Source organism: Streptomyces nymphaeiformis (assembly GCF_014203895.1).
GTDB classification, from domain to species: domain Bacteria; phylum Actinomycetota; class Actinomycetes; order Streptomycetales; family Streptomycetaceae; genus Streptomyces; species Streptomyces nymphaeiformis.
This window is the reverse complement of the sequence record NZ_JACHJY010000007.1, coordinates 440,719-458,874: the sequence shown is the minus strand read 5'-3', so window position 1 is coordinate 458,874 and position 18,156 is coordinate 440,719. Positions and strand designations below refer to the sequence as shown.

The following is an 18,156-nucleotide window of genomic DNA, read 5'->3' as shown; positions in this document are numbered from 1 at the left end:
TCGTGACACCGTCTACCAGGAGCTTCGTCGTTGCGCAGGAGCGTCCAACTCGTGGCCATTACCGCCAGGTTGAAAAAGGCTCACTGCTCATCAAGGCGGATGCTGCCAGCACCCTCTTGAACGCCTTGCGAGATGAATCACGTCACGACCCCCGCGATCTCGTCGACTCCAACGGTCACACCGACTGCTGCTATGTAGGCGAAGTAGGGCGGGTGGGGCCGAGCTGCCCGCACCGGCACGACGCCCTTCGCTCGGTATCGATCGGCGGGAAAGTCGTGGAGGCCGTACCCACCATCGAGCAGTACACCTGGGAGGGCAGCATCCTTGACTGCTCCATCGGCGAGTCCGCAACCGCCGTCCTGCCCTCGACCTTCATCCAGCAGGCCGCGGGACTGACTTTCGATATGCGAGGCCCGAGCTGGCTCGATACTGCCGGCGCACCCATGTTCACCTACTACGAGGAACCTGAGGATTCGAGTCGGGCGCTTTTGGTGAGGAAGCCCTTCCTGCAGAAATTCCTGGTGGAGCACAACCTTGAGCTGATTGTGTGGCACTGGTACGAGCGAATGCAGCTACGAGACGACTACCACCAAGGCCAACACCCCTATGTCGAATCGAACGTTATCGCCCGGCTAGGGGCGGACATGAACGTTCGCCAGGGCACCCCGCAGCGGACAGAACGAGACCTGGAGTGATTGGCATAGCCACCCTCACCGTGAAGTACCGTGCCACAGTTACTTCCGCAACGAGACGGCTGGTTAAGATGTCGTCTCATTTGGCGGGTTGAGTGGCCTGCGCTGCGTGGTGATGATCGAGCGCTTGGTGCCGGACGAGCTGTGGGAGGTGTTCCAGCGGGTGGTCCCGCCCGCTCCGGAACGACCGCAGGGTGGCGGCCGATGCCGGTACGAGGACCGCGCAGTGCCGGCCGCGATTCATCTTCGTGGCCACGACAGGCTGCACCTGGCGGCAGCGGAAGCCTGGCGCTGAGCGGGTGAGCCCAACGCGTGACTCTGCCTGAGCAGGGTTGGGCCGTTGCAGGCAGTGGAATCGGAAGCCCATGACCCATGCATCGGACAGGTCATCTAGGACGATCAGCCGTGGGTCGGTGTGAGTGGTGGGGCGGTGCGGGGGCATGGCTACCGGCACGGGACACTCGCCGGACCCAGACCGGGCGTGGAGGGCAGGAGCGGTCACTATGCGGCCTACGAGTGGCCCAGCGGTGTGGTACTCGGCGGGCAGCTGTTGCAGGGGGCTGTCGACCTCGATCGTGACGGTGCGATGTCGCTGGCGAGGAGGAGATAGGGGGTCATAGCGCCACTGCCTGTTGGCCCCCGAGCGGGAGACCGTAGCTCATCCAGGGCCGGAGGGAAGCCGCAGTCCACCGCCGCCTCGCCGACTGAAACGACGTCTAAGCTGGCTGTCCCTCCGCGTTGAGTGGAGGAGTTGTTGCAGGGGAGGGCGCCAGTTGGCCGCGCCGGTGCTGCCAGGCACTGCTGCCGTGGACGCGGGTCGTGTCCGGCTGTGTGCGTGAGAGGGGCGACGGAACATGGATCGTGGACAGGAGCAGATCGGGGAGCGCGTCTTGGCGCAGGCTGCAGCGATCTTCTCTGCTCGCTCTGATGTTGGTGCGACGGAGTTGCTCCGCGCGGTGGAGAGGCTGGAATTCGAGCAGACGGAGGACGGGTATAGGACGTCCACTAACTGGCACGACTACTACTGGGCCGCGGTCTTCTACATCGACGTCGTGGACGTCCCCAGCTTTGACGACGAGGTACTGGACCACCTACTGCCGACGGTCGCCGAAGTAGCCGGTCAAAACGGTCGCCCAGACGTCGACCGGATTCTGGTCAAGCCGGCACTCCGCGATCCAGACGTGAACTGGCGGCAGGCGCTGGAGGCGGGGCAGCCGCTGGCACTCCTCCGACCGGACGATGTGCGCACGGGTGAGGGCAAACGGGCTCGCATCACCGAAGTCACCCGCATGCGGCTTTTCGACACCCTTCGTCTGCAGAACGTCGACTGGTCCGGCAGGATGGAAGAGCCAGACTTCCTCAAGCGAATCTTCGATCTGGACGCGTTCGCAAGCTACGATCCTCGCTTCACAACCGCCGAAGGGGACATCTACCAGCACCGCGTCAACAACTATGACTGGGAGGACGACTGGGTCTTCACTGATGATCGGTTCGGATTGAATCGCGGCCCGGACGCGGTCCTCCTGCGTTTCCTCGCCGAAATGCTCCACCCTGTCGTGCGCACTGACGCAGAAGAGCTGCGCAAGTTGCTGGAAATCTTTAACACCCTGCTAACCCGCGACGGTTATGCACTCGTACCCGTCGACTCCATCAGCGGCTACACCATCTACGGCGGGCGCCGCGTTCCAGTTCGGGCCCGACCCGTGATCTCAGACCCTTTCCCGCTGGCATCCCACCGTGCATCTGCGGCCAAGGACGGTGCCGTAAACCTGTATGACCTGGTGCGCGCTCAAGCCCGCGGCGACCGGAAGGACTACCGTCTCGATCGACTCCCCATGGAGGAGGGTGGACAGGCCCAAGTCTTCCGGGCCGTTCACAAGCCGACCGAGGCCGAGGTCGCTTTCAAGCGCCGCAGTTCGCAAAGGGACACGCCGACCGCGCGGATGAAACGAGAGATCGAGATCTCTCAATTGCTTGGCCGGCACCCCCACTACATGCCCATCCTCGACTCCAACCCGGATGACGGGTGGCTCGTCATGCCTATGGCACAGGCGACCGCGGAGGACAGACGCGACGACCTCAAGGACCCAGCACAGCTGCGCGTCCTGGTCGAGGCGCTGATGGACGTGCTGGAACTCGCTCACGCGCACGACTGGCTCCACCGCGACGTCAAACCGTCCAACATCCTTCTACTGGAGAGCCGATGGACTCTTGGGGACTGGGGAATCGTCCGCCGGCCGAGAGGCCAGACCACCAAGGTCGGGCGGACTCGTTTCGAGATCGGGACGGAGGGCTTCGCGGCACCTGAACTCTTCATTGACGCACACGAAGCCACGCCGGCCGCCGACATCTACGGCATCGGACGCGTCATCGCGTGGGCGCTGACAGGCAAGTATCCGCAGATGAATGTGCCGCTCCTGCCTACCCCAGGACCGTGGAGGAACGTCACCCGCATTGCTACCCATCCCGATCCTGAACAGCGGTCGCAGAGCATCAAGGACCTCCGCGACCTGATCAACCGCGAACTCACTGAACCAGCGGAACCTCCGACCGAACAAGCGAAGCGGCTATGGGAGCGGACGCGTGCCGGTGATCCGGCAGCCGTGGCTTCCCTGCTCGAACTGATCGCAGACCATCCTGAAAACTACGAGCTGTACGTACGTGCTCTGACGGGTCTTCCTGCCGAAGAGGTGGGGCCTTGGCTGTCCCGTAACCCTCAGGGGAGCGAACGCGTCTTCAAGGCTCTGGCCAACCACGCCGGTGGCCGAGGAACAGGGCGTGTCCAGTTCGCCGAGGCTGCCCGCGCCGCTGTTTGGCTTCACACCATTGCGAACTTCGCTGCAGCCAAGGAGGACTGGGATGTCCTCGACGAGTCCACCCGTACGATGTGCACCTGGGACGCTGCGTGGGACCAATGGAGTGCCCAGGACCGGATCGCGCCCTGGCTCCGCTCTTTGTCGGGCCAGGCGGCGCAACTCGTAGCCGCAGTGCTGCGTGATCACCCTCGTTCTGCACGGCACTTCTCCGGCTTGGCGCAGGACAGAATGGTCGATCTTCGGATTCGCGAGGCCATTCGTGCGGCCGTCGGGCCCCGCCCGACTTACTGAGCCTCTTTCATCCTGTACTGAAGGGTGAAATGGGCTGGTCAGCGGGTGCGGTGACGAGGCAGGGCCCCTCGTCGTTGGCGTGGTGATCTCACTCATCACACCGGCGACCGAAGGGGCCCTGGTGGTTCCGTACCCTGCCACGCTCGATGTCCCGTACGAGCTGGTCGAGCATGTCGCCTGGCTGCTGCACGAGCACCGCCTGGCCTGCAACACACGCTGGCGCAAGCTCGGCTGCTTCAAGCAGGCACTGCTGGCCCTCGTCCATCTCCGTAAGAACGAGACGTTCTCGCAGCTCGGAGCCGGTTTCGGGATATCCCAGGCCACCGCCTGGCGCTACGTCGACGAGACCCTGGACGTGCTGGCCGGCTGGGCGCCCGGCCTCCATGAAGCCCTCACCGGCCTCGGTGAAGGCGACCACGTCATCGTTGACGGAACCCTGATCCCCATCGACCGGATCGGTGCGGACGAGCCGTACTACTCGATGAAACACCGCAAGCATGGCATGAACGTGCAGGTCATCGCCCGGTCCGATGGCACACCGCTGTGGTTCTCCCGCGCGACGCCGGGCAGGGCCCATGACCTGACCGCGGCCCGCGCCCACGGCATCGTCCAGGCGTGCCTGACCCGGCAGATCCTCGTCCTCGCGGACCGCGCCTACCAGGGTGCCGGCGCCACCTTCCGCACCCCCTACTACCACCACCGTGAACAACCCGAGCAGTACCAGCAGTTCAACCGAGACCATGCCCCCCTGCGAGCGCCGGGAGAACGCGCCTTCGCCCAGTTGAAAGCCTGGCGCCTGCTCCGGCGAGCGCGATGCTCCACTCGCCGCATCAGCACGATCGTCCAGGCCGTCCACACGCTCCTGACCTGCAGCTATTCAGGATGAAAGAGGCTCACTGAGCTCTTTCAGAGCGGCCACTGATTCCCAATGGTGTTGTCAACCGGCGGTAGTGACCCACTGTGGTCGGGTCATACCGCTGTCACGCCTGTGCGGGCCGCAGCGGTCTCGAAGAGCTTGTGGTCGCGCAGGAGGGCCCAGAGCACGTTCAGGCGGCGCCGGGCGAGGGCCAGGACGGCTTGCTTGTGGGACTTTCCCTCCGCGCGTTTGCGCTGGTAGTACCGCTTCGATTCAGGGCAGCACACGGTGGCGACCTGGGCAGAGAGATAGAACATTCGCAGCAGTCGTCTGCTGTAGCGCCGGGGCCTGCGGAGGTTGCCGCTGACCTTGCCCGAGTCGCGGGGGACCGGGGCCAGGCCGGCCACACCGGCGAGCCGGTCGGAGCTACCGAACACAGACATGTCTCCACCGGTAGCGGCGATGAACTCGGCGCCCAGCGTCATGCCGATGCCGGGCATGCTGGTGATCACCTCTGCGTCGGGATGCTCCCGGAACCGGGCCTCGATCTGGGCTTCGATCTCCGAGATTTCCTCGTCGAGGGCCGTCACCGCCGCAGCCAGCGTGTGGACCATCCGCGCGCAGGTCCTTTCCCCGGGAACGACGGTGAACTGGGCTTCTCCGGCGGTCACCGCGGCCTCTGCCGTGCTCCTGGCAGCGGTGCTGGTGCGCACGCCGTGGTTCTTCAACCAGGTCGTGAGCCGCGACCGGCCGATCCTTCGCAGGGCTGCGGGGGTTTGGTAGCCGGCCAGCAGAATCAGCGCGCTCTTGGAGGTGCTCAGATCGAAGGCACGCTCCAGGGCGGGGAAGTATTCCAGCAGCTGCGCGCGGAGGCGGTTGATCGCGCGAGTGCGGTCGGCCGCGAGGTCGATTCGGCGCGCGGTCAGAATCCGCAGGTCTATTGCGATCTCACCGAGCTCCTGCAGAGGCTGCAGGTCACGGCGCATGCGGGCGGTGTCGGCGATGATGAACGCGTCCTTCGCGTCCGTCTTTCCGCTGCCCCGGTAGGCCGCTGAGGCGTGGTGCACGGTCCGGCCGGGGATGTAGAGCAGCTTCTGGCCGTGGTTGACCAGCAGCGCGATCCACAAGGAGGCCCCGCCGGCGTTCAGGTCGACGGCCCAGGTGACCGGGCCACCGTCGGCTATCCCCAATACGTCACCAAGGAGTTCGAGCAGTTCAGCCTCGCTGTTCGGCACACGCCGCGACAGTAACGTCGTTCCGTTGGCGTCGATGACCGTGCAGTGGTGCTCGGCCTTCCCCGCGTCCGTCCCGGCCCACAATTCCGGCACCGATCCTCCTCCGACGTGGTGTTGTGTCCCAGCAGACGACCTCGCCGACGCATCCATACGAGCGATTCAGTTCGCGTATCCCAATTAGCGGCCGAGTCGTCGCGGGGTGCCAGGCGGCCAATCAGTGGAAGCCACATCATCGGCTATCGGGTGACAGCCATACCCAGCACCCCTGGGTGCTCCAATCCTACGAATGACCGGAACGGCCCACGACGAACGGTATGGATCGGGTGACGGGCTGAGGTTTCACAACGCACGAGGCTCCTGTTCCGTTGAGGGAGGTGTTCGACGTCTCAACTCATCGGTGCAGGGGCCTCATTGGCTCTCTATCCTGCCGCACTCGACCTGCCTCACGCTCTGGTCGAGTGGGTATCCATGCTCATCGTCACCCGTGAGGGTGACCGCCGCCGCAAGCTCCCGCCCCACCAGCGGGCCCTCGTGGGCCTGGTCTACCTTCGCCGGCACGACACGCTCACGCAGATCGCCGCCGGCTTCGGCATATCCGTCGGCACTGCCCACGCCTACGTCAAGGCCGTCGTCCAGCACCTGTCCGGCCGGGCATCGGGCCTCCTACGGGTCCTGCGTGAGGCCGATCCGGACTACGTCCTGCTCGACGGGACGCTCGCCGAGCGCGACCGGGTCGGCGACAGCCGGGCGGACTTCTCCCAGAAGCACCGCTGTCACGGTGTGAACGTCCAGGTCGTGGCCGATCCCGCCGGCAAGCTGCTGTGGATCTCACCCGCCCTGCCCGGCCGCACCCACGACCTGACCGCCGCCCGCACCCACCGCATCATCCAGATCTGCGAACGCCAGGGCGTCCCCGTCCTCGCCGACCGCGCCTACATCGGCGCCGGCCCATGGGCGACCACACCGATCAGACGGCAACCGAACCGCGAACTCACCACGACCCAGCAGACGGTCAGCCGGGCCCTGTCCGCGGCACGAGCACCGGTCGAACGAAACATCGCGAGGCTGATGTCCTGGCGAATCTTCCGCCGGGCCCGCTGCAGCCCCAACCTCATGACTGTCATCGCCGCAGCCATCCTCACCCTGGAGCGTCAACGCTGAAAATGCTCACTGCCGATCTCGTTTCATGTCTCGGCACGACGGCACGACGCGGCTCCGCATCGGTACCGCCGTCACGGGTGGGGTGAAAGACCGCGCATCAACGTGTCCCGCGAGCTGCGTACCCGCGCGCATGGCCGACCGATAAACGGCATGTCAGGCCCGGCACTTGAGTCCGGGCTTGCGTAGCGACGCGAGGCTACCAGCAGAGGCCGCACCACCGCAGAGCTTTACGACTCCCCGGGCATGGCACCTTCGGCCGTCGCCCGGTCCTGCTCCGCTTCGTACAGCAGCTGCTCGAAACTGGTCACCCAGAAGCCGCTGACCAGGGAACCGTCGAGCGCCAGTCTGGGGTCGACGATCACGCCCTGGCCCCGCGTCATGGTCAGCCGTACGAAGCGGTCGAACTGTTCGTCGGTCAGGAGCGCCGACACGGTGAACTCCGGCAGCTCGATGCCCGCCCGCTCCCAGTTCTTAAGGAAAGAGCCGAGGTTCCACGGGTCGGTGAGCAGGGAGATCACGCCCTCGACAACCACGGGCTCCCCCGTCTCGGCGTCTACGAGGTATGCCAGAGGGGTGTAGTAGCGCTCGCAGGTGGAGTACGCCTCTCCGATGGCCCGGGTGTACGGCACAACCTCGGCGTTCGTGCAGGGAATCGGATCGTGTCCTTGCGCCAGCAGGCGCGAGTAGGAGCCCCACTCGGCCTTGCTCGGGGTGTAGCAGAGGGGGTCACCCTTCTCCCGCGCCTCGGCCAGCGCGCGGTTCATTTTCTCGGCCTCCTGCGCGGCCCTGTCCGCGGACATGCGCGGCACTTGACCCCGGTCGGTGGTGTAGGTGGTTCCGCCGTCCTCCAGGATCATCCGGACGCACCATTTGCCGAGGGAGAAGTCGTCGTACGCGGACTTCCACAGGATCGGACCATGCTTGACCTGGGACTCCGCGAGAGCTCCGAACATCCCCTGTCCTCCTCGGAGAGCTGCCAGCCACCCGGCGTAATCGAAGTTCCGCAGACGATGGTGATTCCGGAAGATCGCCGCGTCGACCAGGCCGAGTACACGGTCGGTCGGCGTGAGGCACGCCTGGTGGACCAGGCCCACGTCCTCCGGCTGTCCCTCCTCGTCGATCTCGACGAGCGGTGCGCCGTCCTCGGAGATCGGGTCGCCGCAGTGCCGGCAGGCGTAAGGGTCCTCGTGCGCCGCGGCGAGGCGGGCGCAGTGGGCCGCGTGGGCCAGGGCGGCGGCCGACTGGTTCGGATCCTGCGGGAGGTCGGCGGCGAGAACCGCCACCCTCTTGTCCTCGTAGTCGTCGGCGTGGGCTTCCACGTGCCGGTCGCACCCCGCCCAGGTGGACCAGCGTCCGACCACCTCCCACGGCTCGCGCCCGCCGATCAACACCTGACCCGCCGAGAACGTGTGGCGCTTCGCGCCCGCCTCGTCGAAGCGCATGATGTCGGTGACGATGAAGTCGCACTCGGGATAAGGGGACTTGGCCAGCACCACGTCCCACCCGAAGGGCAGATCGGCCACGAGCTCGGCGGTGATCGGACCGGGGGCGGGTGTTGGCTGGTCCTGGGACGAGGGGCCCAGGTACGTGCCGAAGCGGTCCTGCACGGCGGCGACGTCGAGGGCGTGCCGGTCGCGTGCGAGCGACACGCCGAAGGCGATCATGTTGGCCCAGAGCAGGTTGGCGGGGACTGTGACCCTGCTGCCGAGGACGAGGAGGATCGCCGACTCCTGCGAACCGCCCTCAGCCAGATCCAGGGCGCTGACGTGGATCCTCGCCATGATCCGCTGGAGGTCGAGTTCGGTGATGTCCTTCCGCGTTCGGGCGAGGTAGTGGGATCGGATGATGTCCTGGGTCTTCGTCAGGACGTCCTGTTCGGGAGCGGTCAGGGGCAGGCTCTGTCCGCCGGCCGCGTTGAGTCGGGCGGCGTCGGTGACCTTCCGTAGTTCCTTGCGGATCCGGCCGGACGCCCCCTGCGAGGTGGCGAGGACGTAGACGTCGCCGGGCCGGTCGTCCGACACGTACTGCGCGACGAACTGGGCGAGGACGGATCCGAACTCCGACCCGGGGGCATCGGACAGGCTCAGCGTATTCTTGGCCTGCACGAAGAGCCGCCTGTCCGGGCCGACGACGACCAGGTCGTCGATCTCGTCGGCCGTCTCGAAGCGCAGCTCCGTGATCTCGGTGGCGGCGGCGCGCCCGAAGGCCGCGAACTCGAGCCCACAGAGCATGTGGGCCATCGCGTACGCCGCGATGCGCTGCTGAAAGTCGACGCCCGAGTGCGTGGCCGCACCCCCGCTGTTGCCCATGTGCCCTCCCTGGCGGAACACCGGAAAGTCTACGGCCGCTCGATCATGCTCAGCGTTCGTTACAGTGAACGTATAGTTCACTCATTTGAGAGCCCTGTTCAGGTTCCCGTGTACTACGCGGACACGTGCGAAGCGCAGGCCCGGGGTCGCGGCCACGGGTGAGCGGGACGGGGTGCCGTGGGTGGCGGTCGAGTACTGCCTGTTCCATCCGCAGGGCGGGGGACAGCCCGCCGACCGCGGATGGGTCGACGGCCACGAGATCGTCCCGGCGCGGGACCACGACGCCGGACTCGTCGTGGCCCGGTCCGCCGGCGACCTCCCGCTGCCGGACTTCACGGTCGGACAGTCGGTCGAGGTCCGCATCGACCTGGCCGCGCGCAGGACGTACGCGGCGCTGCACACCGCCGGCCACCCCATCGAGGCGGCCGGGCGGGCCCAGGGCTGGACGCACGCCGCGAACACCCACTTCCCGGGGCAGGCCCGGATCGAGTTCACCGCGGCACGGCCCGACCCACGCCTCGACACCCCGGAGGGCCGGGAGGAAGCGACCGAGGCGCTGCGGACGTACGTCGCCAAGGCCATCGCGGAAGACGCGCCCGTGACCTGGGAGTACGACGCCGAGGGACGCCGTATCGTGCATCTGGCGGGTCTACACTCCGCGCCGTGCGGGGGGACCCACGTGCGGAGCCTCGGAGACCTTGCCGATATCGTCCTGCCGACGCTGAAGGTCAAGAAGGGCCGGATCCGCGTCTCCTACAGCGCCGTCCACCGGGATTTCCCATGACACCACCGCCACCCGGCGACCGCCGTCCCGCCAGCAGTACCGCCATCGCGATCGGGGCGCAGATCCGCAGGCGCCGGGAGCAGCGCGGCATGAGCGGCGCGGAGCTGGCACGGCGGGCGGGGCTGAGCAAGGCGACGCTGTCACAGCTGGAGGGCGGGCGGGGCAACCCGACCATCGACACCCTCGACGCCCTCGCGATCGCCCTGCGCATTCCGCTGACCGATCTCCTCGCCCGCGACACCGACCCGGGCCCGGTGTTCGTCCCCGGCACCGATCTGACGGACGGGGAGGTCGGACGAGAGCTGCTGCGCCGCATCAGCAGCGGCAACAGCCTGGAGATCTGGCGGCTGCGGATGCCTCCCGACACGCACCTGGACGGCGTGCCGCACGCGACCGGCACCATCGAGCACCTATTCGTAGCCTTCGGCCATCTCACCGCCGGCCCCACCGACACCCTCACCGACCTGCGCGCCGGCGACCTCCTCGCCTTCGCGGGAGACGTCCCCCACACGTACCGCACCGGCACCGAGGGCGCTGACGTCACCGTAGTCATCGCCTCCCCTGTCATCAGCTGAAGGGTTCGGCCTGACGCAGCCGGTGGACTCGTCGGCACGATGCCGGAAGCTCCGGCCTGTCCAGAAACGGCCACCGGGCGGTCAACTACCTCACTCAGCGCACCGTCAAACGATCCCTGGCCGCAGCGAGGGCACCGGTCGAACGCAGCATGGCACGGCTGAAGTCCTGGCAGATCTTCCGAGGATCGCGCAGCAGCCCCAACCTCCTAATGATGTTGTCAAGCCGCAGCAGTGACGGGGAGGTCGCTTTGGTAGCACTGTCCGTCACGGATGAGGGCCCACAGGACGTTCACGCGTCGGCGGGCCAGGGCGAGCACGGCCTGGATGTGCCGCGTACCTTCGGCGCGTTTGCGTTCGTAGAACCGGCGCGACGCGTCGCAGTTGCGGATGCTGATGAGTGCGGAGGTGTAGAAGACGCGCTGCAGTCCGCGGTGGTAGCGCCTGGGCCGGTGAAGGTTGCCGCTGATGTTGCCGGAGTCCCGGGGAACCGGGGCGACTCCGGCAAGGCTGGCCAGGCGGTCGGCGGTGCCGTAGCGGGTCATGTCACCGGCGGTGGCGGCGAGGAACTCGGCGCCCAGCAGGGGGCCGATGCCGGGCATGCTGGAGATCACTTCGGCGAGTCCGTGGTCGCGAAACCGGGCCGCAATGAGCTTGTCGATCTCGGCGATCTGCTCGTTGAGGCTCATCACCTCCCTGGCCAGGGTGTGGATCACCTGCGCGGTGATCTTCTCCCCGGGGACGGCGGTGTGCTGTCGCTCGGCCGCTTCGAGGGCGGCCTCGGCCAGGGCTTCGGGGTTGCGGACCTTGCGGTTGCGCAGCCAGGTCACCAGCCGTTTCCCGCCGGTCCGGCGCAGGGCGGCGGGGGTCTGGTAACCGCTCAGCAGGATCAGCGGCCCTGCGTTGCCCAGGTCGAGAGTCCGTTCCAAGGCCGGGAAGATGCCGGCGAGTTGGCCGCGGAGGCGGTTGATCCGGCGGGTGCGGTCGGCGTTCAGGTCGCTCCGGCGGCTGGTGAGGACCCGCAGCTCAATGGCGTGCTCGTCGTCCGGCCGCAGGACCGTCAGGTCCCGGCGCATCCGGGCCTGGTCGGCGATGACGGTGGCGTCCTTGGCGTCGGTCTTGCCCATGCCCCGGTAGCCGGCCGAAGCCCGATTGACCGCCAGGCCGGGTATGTAGACGAGGTGCTGGCCGTGGTTGAGCAGCACGCTGATCCACAGTGCGGCCATGCCGTCGGCGACATCGACCGCCCAGACCACGTCCTCGTCGAGGGCCAGCACATCGGTGAGCAGGCCCAGGAGCTCCGGCTCGTCGTTCAGGACACGCCGCGACAGCAGTCGTTCGCCCTCGGTGTTCAGGACCACGCAGTGGTGATGGGTCTTTCCAATGTCCGTACCTGCCCAGATCTGGGCCACCAGTTCCTCCGGTCGTTCGATGACGCTCTGTCCTCCCGGACGACCTCGCCGGCGTGGTCCTACTCAGCGATCCGCCTGCAGGCGTTCGCAGCTCCTAATCAGCGGCCGAGTCGTCGTGAGACACCGGGCGGCCAGGTTAGGGGAACCATCGAGGGCAACCGCATGAAAGCCATACCTGGTGTCTCTGGGCCTCTGGACCTTACGACGGCCCGTCCAACCCACGAACAAGGTAGGACCGCATGACCGTCATCACCAAAGCTGTCCTCACCTTGGAGAGGCAGCGCTGAAAACGCTCACTGATCGTTTCAGAATGAGTTCGGTGCAGGGTCTTGGCGGCGGCGTAGTGTTGCGTCTCGGATGATCTTGTGCTTGATGGCCTGTGGGAATGCACCGTTCCCGCTGCTGCCGCCTCGCCCGCCGAGGCGTCACCCGTGCCCCGGACGCCTGCCGGCGGACGCCTGCCTGGAGATACTCGCGGTCTCCCGATGAACTCAAGGGCACCACGTGGCGTCGCTGGCCAACTGGTTACGGTTGGTGGCTTCCTGTGCAATGCGGCGGCCCGACAGCAGTACCTCATGAGTCCTCTGTCGCAGTCTGGGCGGCAGCCACGCCGTAAGCGTGTGGGCCCGCTCATCGGAAACCATCTGACCCGGGGCTGAGGCGTGGCTCAGGAGGAGGTCGTACAACGCGGAGGCGGGTTCGACCGAGGGCAGCCCGCACTGCGTGGCTGTTACTGAGGCACGGGCGGGAATCGACAGCCCTTCAGCGTCCAGGTCGCCGTAGTAGACGATCCGTTGGATTCCACGGATCTCTTTGACCGTTTCGATGGAGGCTTCGAAGGCTCGTCCGGAGCCGAAGGCCACGGCTTTGGCGCGCCCGGGATTCCGGGTGAGCAGGTCTCGGAGCGTGGAGTAGGTGTCGCTGTTCTCGGCGACCAGGAGGGTGTCTCCGTCGCCGAGAAGTCGGTAGGCGAGGGGCGGTGGTTCGCGAAAGGTGCCGAGCTGTTCCAGGGTAAGGCGGCCGGGGGCGAAGAGCGCACCGGAGAGGAGACCATCGAGGCGCTTCTCGTCCTGGAAGATTTCGTACGAGCGCTCGCGCAGGGGGATCGGTACGCGATGTTCCGGACGATTGCTGGTGTCGCGGAACCATCGGTTGATGAGGGCCAGGTCTTCGTGGTGAGCGGACGTGAGGTACGCCGTGTGGGCCCAGTCGAGTTCAGGGCGGTAGGAGCGCCGTGTGGCGGAAGAAGCGGGCCTGCGGGGGGCGACTGCGGGCAACCGGATCTGCTCGGGCAGGGCGGGACGGCCTGCGTCCCATTTGTGCCTCTGGCCGTGCGGGAGTCGCAGGGTGCCGGCGTCGGAGAGTTCTTCGAGCAGGGTGGCCAATGCGGTGCGGGAGTCCTCACCGCGGGCGGTGCCGGGGAGGGCCGCGGTGAAGGCTTCCATCACCATGGCGCGCGGCACGATGGCCTTCTCGGCGCGAGCGTGCAGTGCAGCACTGAGGCGGGCGGCGCCTGGTGAGAGGCGAGGCAGCTGCTCGGGGGTGGGCGTCGTCATCGGTCCGTATCCCCCTTGGTGTACAGGCGTGCGGAGCTGAGGTATCCGTTTGCTTCGGGCCCGTGGGTGTCCGGGGCGGTCCGAGGGGTGGGGATGAGGGCGTTACGGACGCGGTCGTCGAGGCGGATGCGGGAGAGGCCGGTGCGGGCTTCGGCGTCGTTGCGCAGCTGGATGGTGGCGGGGAATCGGGCCGTGACGGATTCGTCGCTCAGGCCGGTGGTGTAGATGAGCTGGATGCCGAGGGCTGCCGCCATCTGGGTCTGGATGTCGACAAGGTAAGGGGCGTTGGCGCGGCCGATGGGATTGTCCAGGAGGAGCAGTCCGCCGTGGCGGGTGCGGCTGCGGGGGCCGGGGGAAGTGCGCAGCGCGGCGAGGGCGCAGTAGAGCAGGATGGCGCCAGTTAGTTCCTGGCCACCGGAGAAGATCTTGCTCATCTTCTCGACGGGCACGCGTTCGATCCGTTGGGTGGCGTTCGGTTTCATGACCTCGGCGGTGAAGCGGGGAACGGCTGCGTGCAGGCAGCGCATAACCACCTCAGTGCCTTTGAGTTTGCGGGTGCGCGGGTTGGCGGCGAGGTTGTCGATGGTTTCGCGCATATGGGCGGTGAGCACGGACGGTTCGGGCTTCCTGTAGCGGATGGTGAGGAAGCGCTGCCCTGCCCAGGGCGTGGGACCGTCGGGGAAGAGGGAGAACCGGCTTGCTTGGTCCACTTGCTGGAGAAGTTCGGTGACGAAGCCGCTGAGCTGGGACACAAGGGCCTCGCGCGCCTTGCTCATGCCTTCGAGCTGGGTTGTCAGGGCTGCGGCAGCGTGGTGCAAAGCCGTAGTCCACTCTCGGGCGGCGGCGGGGATGTGCCGCCGGTCGAGAGCCGAGATCTGGTTGCGCAGAGGGATGTCGAGTTGTTCGAAGCGGACGTCGCCAGCCTGGTCCTTGAGCAAGGACACGCTGTCTTCGACGCGGCGCTCGGTGCTAGTGAGCTTGCTCCGGGCGTCTTCGTAGCGGGCGGTGGCTTGCCGTACGGCGGGTTCGGCCGCATCGGCGGTGCCTTCGTAGGGGTCCGCCGCGGGTTGAATGCCGAGCTGTTCGATCGTGGCATCCAAGCGTGCTAGGACGTGACCGAAGGCGTCGAGTTCGAGAGTGTGCTGGCTCTGCTGCCTGCGGGCCGCGTTGTACTCCTCGCCGACGCCGCGTTCGGCCTGCTGGGCCTCCGCCTGGGCGTGTTCGGCGCGGGCGGTCAGGTCGTAAGCCTCTACGAGGGAGCGTGGGGTCCACTCGGCGAGGTCTTGAGCGCTGATGGCTTGTGCTGCGGTGGCGAGCGTGCGGTGTCGTTCCTTGAGACGGCTCTCCTTGTCCCGAAGGCGCCGTAGCTGGTCCTGGAGGCTGATGATCTGTTGGCCTAGATCGCGCTGTACGGCGTCGCGCTGGACGTCATCCGCCGCGGCGGGAGAACGGCTGTATTCCTGGGCGAAGGGCTTGACCCGGTCAGGGACCTGCGCCCATTCGTCCTGGCAGGCGCGCAGGGCGTCATCTGCTTCCTTGGCACGCTGACGCTGGTCTTCTCCGATGTCCACACTGCGCAGGTCCTCGACTGCCTGCTCGTAGCGGTGCTGGAGGACGGTGAGCGCTTCGCAGGGCGCTCCCTTGGTGTGCTGAGCCTGCTCGGCCTCGGGCGTGGCGGTGACCTTCTTTCGCGCCTGGGCGTGGCTCTGGGCCTGCTGGACGGCGGCTTCCACCGCCTGGGTCATGCGTGCGATGTCGCTGTGGGCGGTCTCCTCTTTCTCGCCCAGCTCCTCGAGTTCGCGCTGACGCTGCTGAGCTTCTTCCTCGAGCGCAGTGATCCGGTCGCGCGCCTGGCTGGCTTTTGCCTCGGCTTCTGTGAGGCGGCGCATCGCCTGCGCGGCCTCAGCGGCCTCGCGGTGAGCCGTTTCCTGTTGTGTGTAGACTTCCTCGGCAGCGGTGACGGCATCGTCATGCTGTGCGGCGCTGGCACGCGCGACCTCAAGGCTGGCCTGGGATGCCTGCGCTGCCGTCCGGAGCTCCTGGAGCTGTTCGAGCCGGACCTCTACGCTCACGGGGCCGATCTCGTCCAGCCAGTACGTGATCTTGTTGCCCAGGTCGCGGGTTACACCGATGCGTTCACCGAGCTCATCCAGTGCCTGCGCGGAGGCCGCCAGGCGTGCTTCAACCTCGGCTCGTTCGAGTGCCGCAGCCTGTTCGTCATGCAGGGCCGGGGTCGGCTCGGGCACCATCCGGCCGCCTGTGTCGGGTACCGGCGTCAGCATCCGTTCCCCGGTTCCTACCGCGACGGCCGCCGCGGGCAGGGGACGGCTGTGCTCCAGATGACGCTGCGCCTGATCCAGCGCTGCGGGGCCGCCGCCTACGATGATGCCGCCGACCAGGTCCGGGTGGTCGTTGATGAGGCGCTGGTGATCGTCCGGCGGGACGTTGTCGCGCAGCCACTGCCAGCCGGGGACGGCGTCGATGCCCTGGGCACAGAGGTCGGCACACAGGGTGCGGACCTCCTTGGTGGCGGGCAGGAGGCCGTCGCTGGTGTCCAGGGCGGCGAGGAGTTCTTCATCGGCGCTGTGCTGGAGCTGTGTCCGCCTGAGCGCACCGTCCAGAGCGGAGATCTTCCGCTCGATCAAGCTCTGCAGGGCTGCGCAGTGGTCGGCGAGCCAGGTCAGGGCATCGCCGTCTTGTAGGTCTTCGAGGCCGAGCTCAAGCAGTTCCGCAGTCACGGGGTGGCGGCGCACGGACTCGGAGCGGAGGCGTAGCCGGTCGGTCTCAGCTTCGGCCGCTTCTGCTGCGCGGCGGTCATCGAGAGCCCGCTCCTGCAGTGCAGGCAGCTGCTGATATGCCTGTGTCTGGCGGCTGCGGGCCTCATCCTGTGCCTTCTTGGCCTCTACACGGAGCTGGCCGTGGTGATCAGCTTCGCCGTCCATCCGGGAGGCGGCGTCCGCGGCGCTTTCGCCGGGTTGCACCTGTTCTTCGTCCCGTGCGGTGCGCAGCTGCTTTTCGAAGTCCTGCACCTGACGGCGCAACTGGCGCTGCTCTCCCTCAGCCGTACCGGCATGCCTGTGGAGCGAGTCGCTTCGCTCGCGCCACTGCTGGATCTTGCTGCGAGACTCGGAGATCTCCCTCTCCAGATTGCCGGCCACGGCGCGCGCCTGCGTTTCAGCCGCCGCATAGCCAGCCCGCAGCACTGCCGCGGCGGTATCACACGCCTGCACATAGGGGGCGGCTGTTTCCTCGGCTTCGGAGAGGGACCGCTGCATGCGGCTGTGGCGCTCCTGAGCAGCCGCGTGACGCACAGCGACCGGGACACTGCGCCAGCCCGCAAGGCGGTCTTCCAGCCGTTGCGTTGTCGCGGTGCCTCGCTTCTGTTCCTCAGCTGATTCGTCCAGCTCGATACCGCAAGTGGCCCAACGCACATGCGCCATACGTGCATTGGTGAAGTCCAGTTCATTCTTGGCTGCTTCATGTGCCTGGTACGCAGCATTAACGGTGCCTGTGGTGGCCTGTGCCGCGGCGGTGAGGATCTGATGCCGACGCATCAGCCCTGCGGCAAGTGCGGTGAGGCTGACCTTGGCCTGCCCAGCCTCGCGCTGCTGGTTGGTGTGTTCGTGGTACCGCTCGGCCACACGGGCGCAGATCTCCTCCATGGTCAGCGCGAACTCCCGCTCCTTGACCAGTTTCTCGCGCTGGTCGTGGGCGCTGGCATAGGTCTCGAAGGTACTGCCGAGGCTGGTGTACTTGTCGTCGTCGTTGGCCTTCTCCAGGAGCCACTGGACGAACGCTGCCGCACTGGAGGTGGTGAACGCCTCGGCCGCCCCGCTCTCGGTGGCATTCATCTTGCGCTGGACGTCGAAGAGGCCAGGTTCGAGACCCAGACCGGCCTGATGTTTCTCCCACTTCTCCTGCCCGTCCACGATCTGAAGTTCCAACGCCTCGACCGTGGCCTGCAGTTCGCTCAGCTCGTTGTAGTAGTGGTCGAACGGCAGCCAGTGACCATCACGGTGGAAAGGGAGATCGTCCGCGGACAGGGCGGCACCTGGGTGGAAGCTGTAGAAGCGGCGCTTGAGCTTGCCATCGCCCTCGGGCGCGAGGATCTGCGCGGTGACCAAGAGCCTCCCAGTCCGGGCATCAGCCCACTCCAGGACGATATGGGAGGGCTGAGCCGGAGAAACGACGAAGCTCCGCAGCTCCTCCGGGTCATGGTGACGCAGCGGGATTGTGGTGCAGGTGATGCCGGTCAGCAGCACACCCTTGCCGCCGCCGTTCTGGAGCATGACCAGACTGGCCGGCGAGGGCCGCTGCGTGACGTGTCCGGGCGTCGGCATCAGGGATGCTGTCTCAACCAGGGGGCCCACGCCAGAGAAGTCCAGGTTCACGTCTTCGTAGCGGGCATCGAGCGGCCCGAAGTTGCGCAGGAGGATGCGGTTCAACTCGTACATGGAGAGGGGTCCTTACAT

Annotated in this window: 11 protein-coding genes and 2 pseudogenes; 8 read left to right on the top strand and 5 right to left on the bottom strand. The window is 66.9% G+C overall.

Translation table 11 applies throughout. From position 1 onward, the window contains the following. Nucleotides 1–2: 2 nt before the first annotated feature. The 4 genes and pseudogenes from GGE06_RS25555 to GGE06_RS25540 all read left to right on the top strand — a co-directional run bounded on the left by GGE06_RS25555 (nucleotide 3) and on the right by GGE06_RS25540 (nucleotide 4,685). A complete protein-coding gene (locus tag GGE06_RS25555; RefSeq protein WP_184931867.1) occupies nucleotides 3–695 on the top strand; it encodes a hypothetical protein in 693 nt (230 codons plus the stop codon). A gap of 112 nt (nucleotides 696–807) precedes the next feature. Beyond that, nucleotides 808–982: pseudogene (locus tag GGE06_RS25550) on the top strand (transposase); the annotation flags it as partial. A 564-nt stretch (nucleotides 983–1,546) separates the two neighbouring features. Beyond that, nucleotides 1,547–3,799 (top strand): AbiJ-related protein, encoded by a 2,253-nt coding sequence (locus GGE06_RS25545; RefSeq protein WP_184931866.1) that lies wholly within the window; start codon nucleotides 1,547–1,549, stop codon nucleotides 3,797–3,799. A gap of 79 nt (nucleotides 3,800–3,878) precedes the next feature. Further along, a complete protein-coding gene (locus tag GGE06_RS25540; protein ID WP_184931865.1) occupies nucleotides 3,879–4,685 on the top strand; it encodes a transposase family protein in 807 nt (268 codons plus the stop codon). An 83-nt stretch (nucleotides 4,686–4,768) separates the two neighbouring features. On the opposite strand, the gene GGE06_RS25535 is transcribed toward GGE06_RS25540, so the two are convergent. Continuing rightward, the gene (locus tag GGE06_RS25535) at nucleotides 4,769–5,983 is read right to left on the bottom strand and encodes an IS110 family RNA-guided transposase (RefSeq protein ID WP_184931864.1); all 1,215 of its coding nucleotides are present in this window, start codon (nucleotides 5,981–5,983) and stop codon (nucleotides 4,769–4,771) included. A gap of 318 nt (nucleotides 5,984–6,301) precedes the next feature. Here GGE06_RS25535 and GGE06_RS25530 point away from each other — a divergent pair, with 318 nt between their 5' ends. After that, the gene (locus tag GGE06_RS25530; RefSeq protein ID WP_184931863.1) at nucleotides 6,302–7,051 is read left to right on the top strand and encodes a transposase family protein; all 750 of its coding nucleotides are present in this window, start codon (nucleotides 6,302–6,304) and stop codon (nucleotides 7,049–7,051) included. A 227-nt stretch (nucleotides 7,052–7,278) separates the two neighbouring features. On the opposite strand, the gene GGE06_RS25525 is transcribed toward GGE06_RS25530, so the two are convergent. Continuing rightward, nucleotides 7,279–9,360, bottom strand: coding sequence for a hypothetical protein (locus GGE06_RS25525; RefSeq protein ID WP_184931862.1), 2,082 nt, complete (start codon nucleotides 9,358–9,360; stop codon nucleotides 7,279–7,281). Between the two features lie 181 nt (nucleotides 9,361–9,541). Here GGE06_RS25525 and GGE06_RS25520 point away from each other — a divergent pair, with 181 nt between their 5' ends. The 3 genes and pseudogenes from GGE06_RS25520 to GGE06_RS25510 form a co-directional block, all read left to right on the top strand. Continuing rightward, entirely contained in the window at nucleotides 9,542–10,144 is a 603-nt protein-coding gene (locus tag GGE06_RS25520; RefSeq protein WP_312883291.1) for a metal-dependent hydrolase, read from the top strand. After that, nucleotides 10,141–10,719 (top strand): helix-turn-helix domain-containing protein, encoded by a 579-nt coding sequence (locus GGE06_RS25515; RefSeq protein ID WP_184931861.1) that lies wholly within the window; start codon nucleotides 10,141–10,143, stop codon nucleotides 10,717–10,719. The genes GGE06_RS25520 and GGE06_RS25515 overlap by 4 nt, the downstream gene beginning before the upstream one ends. Nucleotides 10,720–10,783: 64 nt before the next feature. Beyond that, nucleotides 10,784–10,940 (top strand): annotated as a pseudogene (locus GGE06_RS25510) (IS5/IS1182 family transposase); the annotation flags it as partial. On the opposite strand, the gene GGE06_RS25505 reads toward GGE06_RS25510, so the two are convergent. The 3 genes from GGE06_RS25505 to GGE06_RS25495 all read right to left on the bottom strand — a co-directional run bounded on the left by GGE06_RS25505 (nucleotide 10,938) and on the right by GGE06_RS25495 (nucleotide 18,138). Then, nucleotides 10,938–12,128 (bottom strand): IS110 family RNA-guided transposase, encoded by a 1,191-nt coding sequence (locus GGE06_RS25505; protein ID WP_312883290.1) that lies wholly within the window; start codon nucleotides 12,126–12,128, stop codon nucleotides 10,938–10,940. The pseudogene GGE06_RS25510 and the gene GGE06_RS25505 overlap by 3 nt on opposite strands. 491 nt (nucleotides 12,129–12,619) lie before the next feature. Further along, the gene (locus GGE06_RS25500) at nucleotides 12,620–13,684 is read right to left on the bottom strand and encodes a Wadjet anti-phage system protein JetD domain-containing protein (RefSeq protein ID WP_221518485.1); all 1,065 of its coding nucleotides are present in this window, start codon (nucleotides 13,682–13,684) and stop codon (nucleotides 12,620–12,622) included. Next, nucleotides 13,681–18,138 (bottom strand): coiled-coil domain-containing protein, encoded by a 4,458-nt coding sequence (locus GGE06_RS25495; protein ID WP_184931860.1) that lies wholly within the window; start codon nucleotides 18,136–18,138, stop codon nucleotides 13,681–13,683. The genes GGE06_RS25500 and GGE06_RS25495 overlap by 4 nt, the downstream gene beginning before the upstream one ends. Between the last annotated feature and the right edge of the window lie 18 nt (nucleotides 18,139–18,156).

Bases quoted from the DNA above. Each gene is read 5' to 3' on its own strand.
- GGE06_RS25500 (WP_221518485.1), bottom strand. From the start codon at position 13,684: ATGACGACGCCCACCCCCGAGCAGCTGCCTCGCCTCTCACCAGGCGCC.
- GGE06_RS25515 (WP_184931861.1), top strand. From the start codon at position 10,141: ATGACACCACCGCCACCCGGCGACCGCCGTCCCGCCAGCAGTACCGCC.
- GGE06_RS25525 (WP_184931862.1), bottom strand. From the start codon at position 9,360: ATGGGCAACAGCGGGGGTGCGGCCACGCACTCGGGCGTCGACTTTCAG.
- GGE06_RS25495 (WP_184931860.1), bottom strand. From the start codon at position 18,138: ATGTACGAGTTGAACCGCATCCTCCTGCGCAACTTCGGGCCGCTCGAT.
- GGE06_RS25545 (WP_184931866.1), top strand. From the start codon at position 1,547: ATGGATCGTGGACAGGAGCAGATCGGGGAGCGCGTCTTGGCGCAGGCT.